General features: G+C 43.9%; 7 protein-coding genes. 4 read left to right on the top strand and 3 right to left on the bottom strand.

What is annotated here, in order from left to right:
- The first annotated feature begins 66 nt into the window (after positions 1–66).
- From menC to R7M72_RS16915, 3 genes are all read left to right on the top strand, one after another.
- Complete coding sequence (gene menC / locus R7M72_RS16905; protein ID WP_005382317.1) at positions 67–1,056, top strand: o-succinylbenzoate synthase; 990 nt, start codon at positions 67–69, stop codon at positions 1,054–1,056.
- A complete protein-coding gene (gene menE / locus R7M72_RS16910) occupies positions 1,041–2,468 on the top strand; it encodes an o-succinylbenzoate--CoA ligase (RefSeq protein ID WP_005382316.1) in 1,428 nt (475 codons plus the stop codon). The genes menC and menE overlap by 16 nt, the downstream gene beginning before the upstream one ends.
- 100 nt (positions 2,469–2,568) lie before the next feature.
- The gene (locus R7M72_RS16915; RefSeq protein WP_005382314.1) at positions 2,569–2,757 is read left to right on the top strand and encodes a hypothetical protein; all 189 of its coding nucleotides are present in this window, start codon (positions 2,569–2,571) and stop codon (positions 2,755–2,757) included.
- On the opposite strand, the gene R7M72_RS16920 is transcribed toward R7M72_RS16915, so the two are convergent.
- The 3 genes from R7M72_RS16920 to R7M72_RS16930 all read right to left on the bottom strand — a co-directional run bounded on the left by R7M72_RS16920 (position 2,754) and on the right by R7M72_RS16930 (position 6,277).
- A complete protein-coding gene (locus R7M72_RS16920; protein ID WP_086013920.1) occupies positions 2,754–3,683 on the bottom strand; it encodes a YeiH family protein in 930 nt (309 codons plus the stop codon). The genes R7M72_RS16915 and R7M72_RS16920 overlap by 4 nt on opposite strands.
- Positions 3,684–3,798: 115 nt before the next feature.
- The gene (locus R7M72_RS16925; protein ID WP_315956917.1) at positions 3,799–5,673 is read right to left on the bottom strand and encodes an MFS transporter; all 1,875 of its coding nucleotides are present in this window, start codon (positions 5,671–5,673) and stop codon (positions 3,799–3,801) included.
- Positions 5,674–5,686: 13 nt separating this feature from the next.
- Positions 5,687–6,277 (bottom strand): TetR/AcrR family transcriptional regulator, encoded by a 591-nt coding sequence (locus R7M72_RS16930; RefSeq protein WP_005382308.1) that lies wholly within the window; start codon positions 6,275–6,277, stop codon positions 5,687–5,689.
- A 392-nt stretch (positions 6,278–6,669) separates the two neighbouring features.
- Between R7M72_RS16930 and R7M72_RS16935 the strand changes: the two genes are divergently transcribed.
- A complete protein-coding gene (locus R7M72_RS16935; protein ID WP_005384268.1) occupies positions 6,670–7,542 on the top strand; it encodes a Tim44 domain-containing protein in 873 nt (290 codons plus the stop codon).
- Positions 7,543–8,205: the final 663 nt, after the last annotated feature.

An 8,205-nucleotide genomic window follows, 5' to 3' on the forward strand; every position in this document is an offset into this window, starting at 1 on the left:
TCTGGGAGGCTGGTGGGATTGCTCGTCAGAACGCTCAAATATACGGCATTACATAGGACTTGAATTATGCGTGAAGCGAAAATTTATCGTTATAGCTTGCTCATGGATAGTGGTGTCATCCTACGTGACAACAAGCTAACCGAACGTGTTGGTTATGTTGTTGCGCTTTCCGAAGATGGTAAAACAGGGTTTGGAGAAGTCGCTCCTCTTCCTGGTTTTAGCTTAGAGAGCACCGAAGATGCGGGTGTTCAGCTACAAGAACAGGCGGAGCGTTGGGTAGCAGAGTTGGATGTGGATTATGCCAATATGTACCCGTCGGTTGCGTTTGGTTTATCGATGGCACAACTTGAATTAGCTGGTGGTTTACCACAACAAGGTAAATACCAAACAGCGCCACTATGCACTGGCGACCCAGATGAGCTCATTCCAAAGCTGAACGAAATGGAAGGTGAGAAAGTCGCTAAGGTGAAAGTTGGACTTTATGAGCCAATTCGCGATGGCATGCTTGTGAACCTTTTTCTTGAATCAATCCCTCAATTAACGCTTCGACTCGATGCCAATCGCGCTTGGACACCAGAAAAAGCGCAGCAGTTCGCTAAGTACATTGCCCCGTCTCTGCGTCAACGAATCACGTTTCTAGAAGAGCCGTGCCGCTCTCCTGGCGATAGTCTCTCTTTTGCGATTAATACTGGTATTGCTATCGCTTGGGATGAAACATTGCAAGATGCGGTTCGTCGTGAAGATTTCCGTCTTGAAGATCTAACTGGTGTGAAAACGATCATCATCAAACCCACACTCATTGGTTCAGTGGATTTTTGTATTACACTGATAGAGAAAGCGAAGTCACTGGGGATGAAAGCAGTGATTAGCTCGAGCATTGAATCCAGTCTCGGTTTAACTCAATTAGCGCGCTTTGCCCAATGGCAGCTGCCTGATGAAGTTCCAGGTTTGGATACGATTGGCTTATTCAAAGCTCAGCTAGAGCAGGGCTGGCCTAAGTGTGAACTTCCCGTTCTTCCTCTAAAAGACCAGGAGATTGTGTGGCATTCTGCGTAGACAATATTGCGAAGGCACCATGGAAATATTGGGCTCAAACGAGCCCTTTTTCTATTGCACTCAAGACATCAACAGAAGTATTAAACTGGCAACAACTCTCGAAGCGTATTGACCAATACACTCACTATTTGAATGACTTGGGTGTAACTCGGGGGGATGTGCTGACTTTGGTTGGCAAGAACCAAGTAGAAACACTGTTGTTTTATCTTGCCTCCAAACAGTTAGGCGCGCTCGCTGCGCTGACCATGGAACAACCACTAGATAAGTTGCAGGGTAAGCTTGCTGCACTTTACAGGCCTGATCAAACTCGGTTTATCTGGTTTTCTCAGGAGTGCGCTTCGACCTTTTCTGAACATGATATACAAAAACTCAAGGCAACATTGCTTTCACCGCCTGTAGTATCACAGCAAGAGAGTGATTCGTTGACTGAAGATAGCTATCATCATGACCGGCTCGCTTCAGTAGTATTTACTTCTGGCTCTACAGGGGAGCCTAAAGCTGTGGTCCATACACATCGACAGCATCTTGCGTCTGCAGAGGGCTTGTTGCAGGAGTTCATTTTCACTCAGCAAGATGCTTGGCTATTATCGCTTCCGCTGTATCACGTCTCTGGATTAGCGATTGTCTATCGTTGGCTATATGTCGGAGCAACACTAAAGGTCGGTTCAGGGAAACTTGTTGATGATGTTCAGGGCGTATCACACGCTTCTTTGGTTGCGACTCAGCTAAAACGGTTATTGGATGATGATGCACATTTGTCATTGACACATGTGCTACTGGGCGGCAGCCACGTTGATCACGAGTTGGCACTACGAGCAACAGGGCAAGGCATTGAGACATGGTTAGGTTATGGGATGACGGAGGCGGCCTCTACCGTTACCGCAAAGAGAATTGACTGCACCAGTAATGCTGGGCATGTATTGAAGCACCGTAAGATAAAATTAGTTGACCAACGCATTTTTATTGGCGGTAAGACATTAGCGGCAGGGTATTTCCATCAAGGACATGTTACCCCATTTCTGGATGAGAAAGGCTGGTTTGACAGCAAAGATCTTGGCGAGTGGCAAGGTGATGAATTAAAGATAATCGGCCGTGCCGACAATCAGTTTATCTCTGGTGGTGAGAATATCCATTGTGAAGAGATTGAAGCCGCTTTGAACCAAATTGATGGTGTAGTGCAGAGTATAGTGGTTCCAGTCGAAGACGCGGAGTTTGGTCATAGACCAGTAGCTGTGATTCAGACCAATGGATTGCGCAGCAAGTCGGAGTATGACCAGCACTTGCAATCAAAGTTAGAGAAGTTTAAATGGCCAGTGGAATACCATGTAATGCCACTAACTCTACTAGAAGGTGGGATCAAAATTTCACGTAAGGCCGTGAAAGAGTGGCTACTGTCATCACTTCAGCATTAGTCAATTTTGCTATGTATTAGTCATAAAGAGAATTTCGTATCTTTATAACTCTGAATCATAATTATGCTTCTTCGTGGAGAGAAAATGCATAAGGTTCAGGATGGCAAAGCTAGTTTTAATTGCGGCAGTAGCACTACAAATTGGTATCGCGATAAGTAGTGAAGGGCTAGCCCGCTCTCTTGCAGAGCTAACGGCATTTTTGATCGCTATTGCGTTGGTCGTTATATACAAAAATAGCAAACGGGAAATGCCGTCCCCTCAACGCGATAAGCAGACCACCAATATCTAAAACAGTAACCAACTTAGAGAAGTGGTCGAAATTAACACCCACAGAGTCACACCAAACAACAGTGGCTTAGCTCCAGCAGACTTTAGTTTTGAAATTGAAATGCTACAACCTATCAAGAACAGACATACAACCAACGCTTGCTTTGCTCCAATGAAAATGCCGTGATAGACCATTTCAAATTGAGGAAATAAGTCGCTAAACGCGATAGCTGCACAGTACCAAAAAATGAAATAAGGGATAGCTAGTTTTTTCTTTCCATTCTCTTTTTGGCCTCTTGAAAAGATGACGGCACTGATCAAAGCAACAGGAATGATCCATAAAGCGCGCGCGAGTTTCAATGTTGTTGCCGTCGTTAGTGCTTCTTCCCCAAAGGCCGAGGCAGCCCCGACAACAGAAGATGTGTCATGAATGGCAATCGCAGCCCATGTGCCAAACGTGTGTTGATCTAGCCCTAAAGCATGTCCAATCACAGGAAACACAAAGAGTGCAATGGAGTTCAGGACAAATACCGTTGCCAGTGCTAATCCAATCTGCTCGTCTTTCGCTTTAATGGCCGGTGCCACAGCAGCAATTGCGCTACCACCACAAATTGCAGTACCTGATGAGATTAAGTAAGCGGTTACTCGCTCCAATTTAAGTACCCTGGCAATGAGAGTGCCCATGATCAGTGTGCCTGTAATAGTGGCGATGATCAGGCCGATACCATCCGATGTGACTGCAAGTGCTTGCTCAAAGTTGATGCCAAAGCCTAAGCCAATAATCGAGTAAGACAGCAGCTTTTTAGTAAAAGAAGCGATGGGCAGCTCGGAAGGCACAAAACCAAAACTTGCGAGTAGAAAACCGATAACTAGAGCAATGGGAGAGGAGGCAAGGGGGGTTAAACAAAAAAGTAACGCCAATCCAAACAGGAGGTAGTTTCTATTCAAGGTTTTTATTCGCTGTTGTGAATGAAAGGGAGAGTATATCGCACTGGGTGTGGTCAGTTTGTCTTAATGATTTGAACACATGTTCAGTTATCCTAAACATGTGTTCAAGTGTATTTTATCGCCAGTCGCCTCTGAGTTGATGCACTTTATCGAACATTGTTTTTGCCGTTGCCTCATTTGGTGGCACCGGTTGTCCTGCCTCAATTTCTAGCTTTGACCAAAATCGAGTCGGTAAGCCACAGCATGCGCGACCTTTTGCGCGGCTGAAATAGCTTCCCCATAAGCCTTTAAGTGCAACAGGTATGACGGGTACTGGGCTACGACGTAGAATGATATCAATACCGCGCATGAATTCATTCATTTCACCATCTGAAGTTAATCTTCCTTCAGGGAAAATACAGACGATATGACCTTCGCTTAGCGCGGCTTCCACATCGTTAAATGCACGTCTGATAGAGCTTCTGTTACTCGCTGAAATTGGAATTACCCCAGTTCGACGTAAAAAGCGCCTTAATGGAGGTAGGTTGGCGTAATCTTCCTCCATCACAAAACGAATCAACCTTGGGCATACTGCACTAAGTAGCAATGCATCCATGTAGCTTACATGATTACATACAATCAATGCCCCACCATGCTCGGGTAGGTTGTGTAGATTCTTATGCTTAACTCGATAGATGGTGTGCGTAAGCATCCACATGACAAAGCGAACAACAAAAATAGGAATTTGCAAAAAGATGTAAGCGGCGACTAAGAAATTTAAAATGGCTAACAATGCAAACAGTTGAGGAATTGTCATCTTGATTACACTTAGGCACACAATACCTAAGACAGCGCTGCCGACCATAAACAGAGAGTTAAAGATGTTGAGCCCTGCGATGACTTGAGCACGTTCGGTTCCCTTTGCTCGATGCTGCATTAATGCGTAAAGAGGCACGATAAACAAACCGCCCGAAGCACCAATCATCAATAGGTAGAAAAATAATGGCCAAAAAGGCTCATATCTAAAGAAGTCTACAAAGTTATGGAAAGTAGGTAGATCATTGGGAATGGAAGTGGCCATTAGGTACCCAAATACCGTAATGCCAAAGGCACCAATTGGCACAACACCGACTTCTATACGATGGTTTGAGATCCAATTGCAAAGTAGCGACCCTAGCGCGATACCAATGGAAAATAGAGCGAGCAAGAAAGACACCGCACTCTCGGTGCCATTTAGGTAAATCTTAGTGAAATTCGGGAATTGTGTTAGATATGCGGCGCCTAAAAACCAAAACCAGCTTATTGCCATTATGCATTGAAAAACAACTCGATCGGATTTGGCGATAGAGAGCGTGTGTTTGGTTTGCTTGTATGGTTGCCAACGAAAAGAGAGATTGGGTGCGCTGGCTGCAGCAAAGGGGATTGAGCGGCTCGACAAGTAGCCTAACAATGCGAAGATCACGACACAAAATGCGGCGAGGTATTTTGCGTTGTCTGCAGAGGCTATAATCCCAGCGCCTAAGGTGCCAATAAGGATGGCGATAAAGGTACCAGCTTCAACAAGAGCGTTGCCGGGCACTAACTCTTTAGCATTTAACTTTTGAGGCAAAAGGGCATATTTAACTGGGCCAAAAAATGCTGACTGTGTGCCCATTAAAAACAGTAGCAATAAAAGCACACCATAACTTTCGGTTATGAATCCGATGGCACCTAACAGCATGATGGCTATTTCAAATAGTTTGACCTTACGAATAAACCATGACTTTTCATATTTGTCGGCTAATACGCCAGCGGAAGCAGAGAACAGAAAGAACGGTAGAATGAACAAGCCTGCCGCAAGGTTGATGAACAAATTGCTCGAAATAGGTAGTGCACTGGAGCCAGCGAATGCGACAAACAACAGCAAAACGTTTTTAAAAATATTGTCGTTGAAAGCGCCAAAAAACTGAGTAATGAAATAGGGCAGGAACTTTCTCTGCGTAAGTAAGGACGGCTGTCTGTCGGATGACATGGATAATCCTTTGTTACCAGTTCGTGAGGTAGTTAGAAAGAAGATTACTGATCAATTCTTTGCCATCAATCGGTTCACTAGAGAAAAACTTATCATCAACACTGAGTAAAGTAATGCCATGTACGCCAGACCAAAGGACTCGACTCGCTTGAATCACTTCGGATTCAGTACGATGTGGTGCGATTTGAGCCAATAGTGACTCTAGCATTCCCGTCATACCATCGATACGTTTGGCATGCCATTCCGGAAGTTCTGCTCCATTCATGTTGTGTTCGAACACTAACTGCCAACGGTATGGGTGTTTTTGAGCAAAATCGTGGTAGCAATAAGCGAGTTCAAAAAGCGCTTGATGGGAGTCTTTGCTGTCATTAGTCGCTTTGCGTGCTTCTTGAGATAACTCATCTAAAGTTTGAGCGACAACATGAAGCAACAACAAATTATAATTACCAAAAACATTTACCAATGTGCTTGGCACGTAACCAATCATGTTAGCGATTTTACGAAGACTGAGTTCGTGGTAAGAATTCTCATCTAAAAAGTTTTTGACCGTTGTTAAGGTCAAATTCACTAACTCTTCTCGGGTGTGATCGTTTCTGCGCGCCATACTCTCAAACTACTTTATTGAACATCGTTCAATATGATAGTCAGCTACCTATTAACCGTCAACAAGGCAATGTGTCCAAGTGCCCTCAAGGTGTAGGATTCTGAGCTGTGTCACTGATTCTAATTCAAGTAAAACAATCTGGAGTATTAGTGAACTTATTCCATACTTTTTTTACATTGATCAAGCGCCTTCAGCTGAATTGTAAGCAGTGTGAGCAGTCTGCATTTTTGGCAATATTCTGATACATGTCAGCTTCTATAAGCTATTTTCATCAATCGGTATACAGAGTATGATGACTTAAAAATCATCTTTGGCGTGCTACTGTTTGAAACAACGATTGTTTCGTCTTGAAAATGGGGCACTATCTTAGATAGCTAACTTTAAGGATAACGATGAAACGTTTATTTTCTATTGTTGCTTTATTGATGTTTACTGTTGCTGTAACGCCTATCGCGGAAGCGAAGAAGTTTGGTGGCAGTAAGTCTTTCGGTAAGAGCTACAAAACTGCACCAGCACCGAAACAACAGCAACAAAACACCAATACGGTCGGCAAAGATCAGACGACAAAGTCTTCAAGTAAGAAAGGCCTTATGGGGGGTCTGCTAGGCGGACTTCTTGCTGGTGGTCTACTTGCTGCATTCTTTGGCGGTGCTTTTGAAGGTATCCAGTTTATGGATATCCTAATTATTGGTTTGATTGCCTTTGTCATCTTTAAACTAATGCGCGGTATGCTAGGTGCGAAGCAGGGCAGTATGAACCAGCATCGTCAACAGCCTGCATTTGGTGGCAACGCATCTAAGTTTGAGCAACCAAACATGCAAAACTTTGAGCAACAACCAAACACAAATAATGGTGGCTTTGGTGGTTTTGGCGCTCAAACAGACGTACCACATAACTACCCACCGGGTTTTGACCAAGCAGCGTTCATTAATGGTTCTCGTGAACACTATCGAATCCTGCAAGGTGCGTGGAATCACAACCAGCTAGAAACTATTGAAGAATATGTTTCTCCAAGCTTGTTTGAAGACCTAAAAGCAGAGCGCGCGAAGCTCGACGGTGAGCAGCATACTGACGTAATGTACGTTGATGCGGAGATCGTCCGTGCTGATTACGATGCAAATAAAGCACAGCTTAGTCTGCAGTTTAGCGGTCGTTACCGTGACACAGTAGAAGGTGTTGAAGAAGAAATCGAAGATATCTGGCACCTAGAGCGTGACTTGACTGCGCCTAATGCGCCATGGTTAATCGTTGGTATTCAAGGCTAGTCACCTTTAAACCAATTTAGTCACTAGTAAAAATCCCGCATCCCCTGCGGGATTTTTTGTATCTATCATTTATATTTCTTGTACGTGTTTTTATGCAAACATCACTAATTGAGTCCGTTTGGTAATTTTGCGAGCCCACTTTTTCTAGTAAGTCCTCAAGTGTTTTCCTATTTATATTGAACATTCATATTAAGGCCATACGAACTAACAAAATCAAAATAGCTAGTACATTGTTTGTAGGGTAAAGATCTGCTCCTCAGCCTTTTGTTTGTGGAGTTTCACATGGGGTTGGTTGCTTTAGTGAGATTGAGTATAGGTTATACCAATCGTAGTAAATAACTGGTCATTCTAGCTTGTTAAAATACTCGATAACTGCGTTGCAATTTTTGATTGTAGAATAACTACTTATCGAAAAATTGCGCCTTGTTCTCAAGCATTTTCCCTACGCTATTTCTGATCACTTATTTACCGTGATAGGTATTCAATCGAGAAGAGTTTCGGTTAGGAGTGAAAGGGTTCGTTGTAGTAGGACTATGCTATCAAGATCCTGAAACGAAAAAAGCCAGCTCAATGAGCTGGCTTCTTCAATATGGTGGAGGGGGACGGATTCGAACCATCGAAGGCAGTGCCGGCAGATTTACAGTCTGCTCCCTTTGGCCACTC

Source organism: Vibrio sp. YT-18, from assembly GCF_033337345.1.
GTDB lineage: Bacteria > Pseudomonadota > Gammaproteobacteria > Enterobacterales > Vibrionaceae > Vibrio > Vibrio alginolyticus.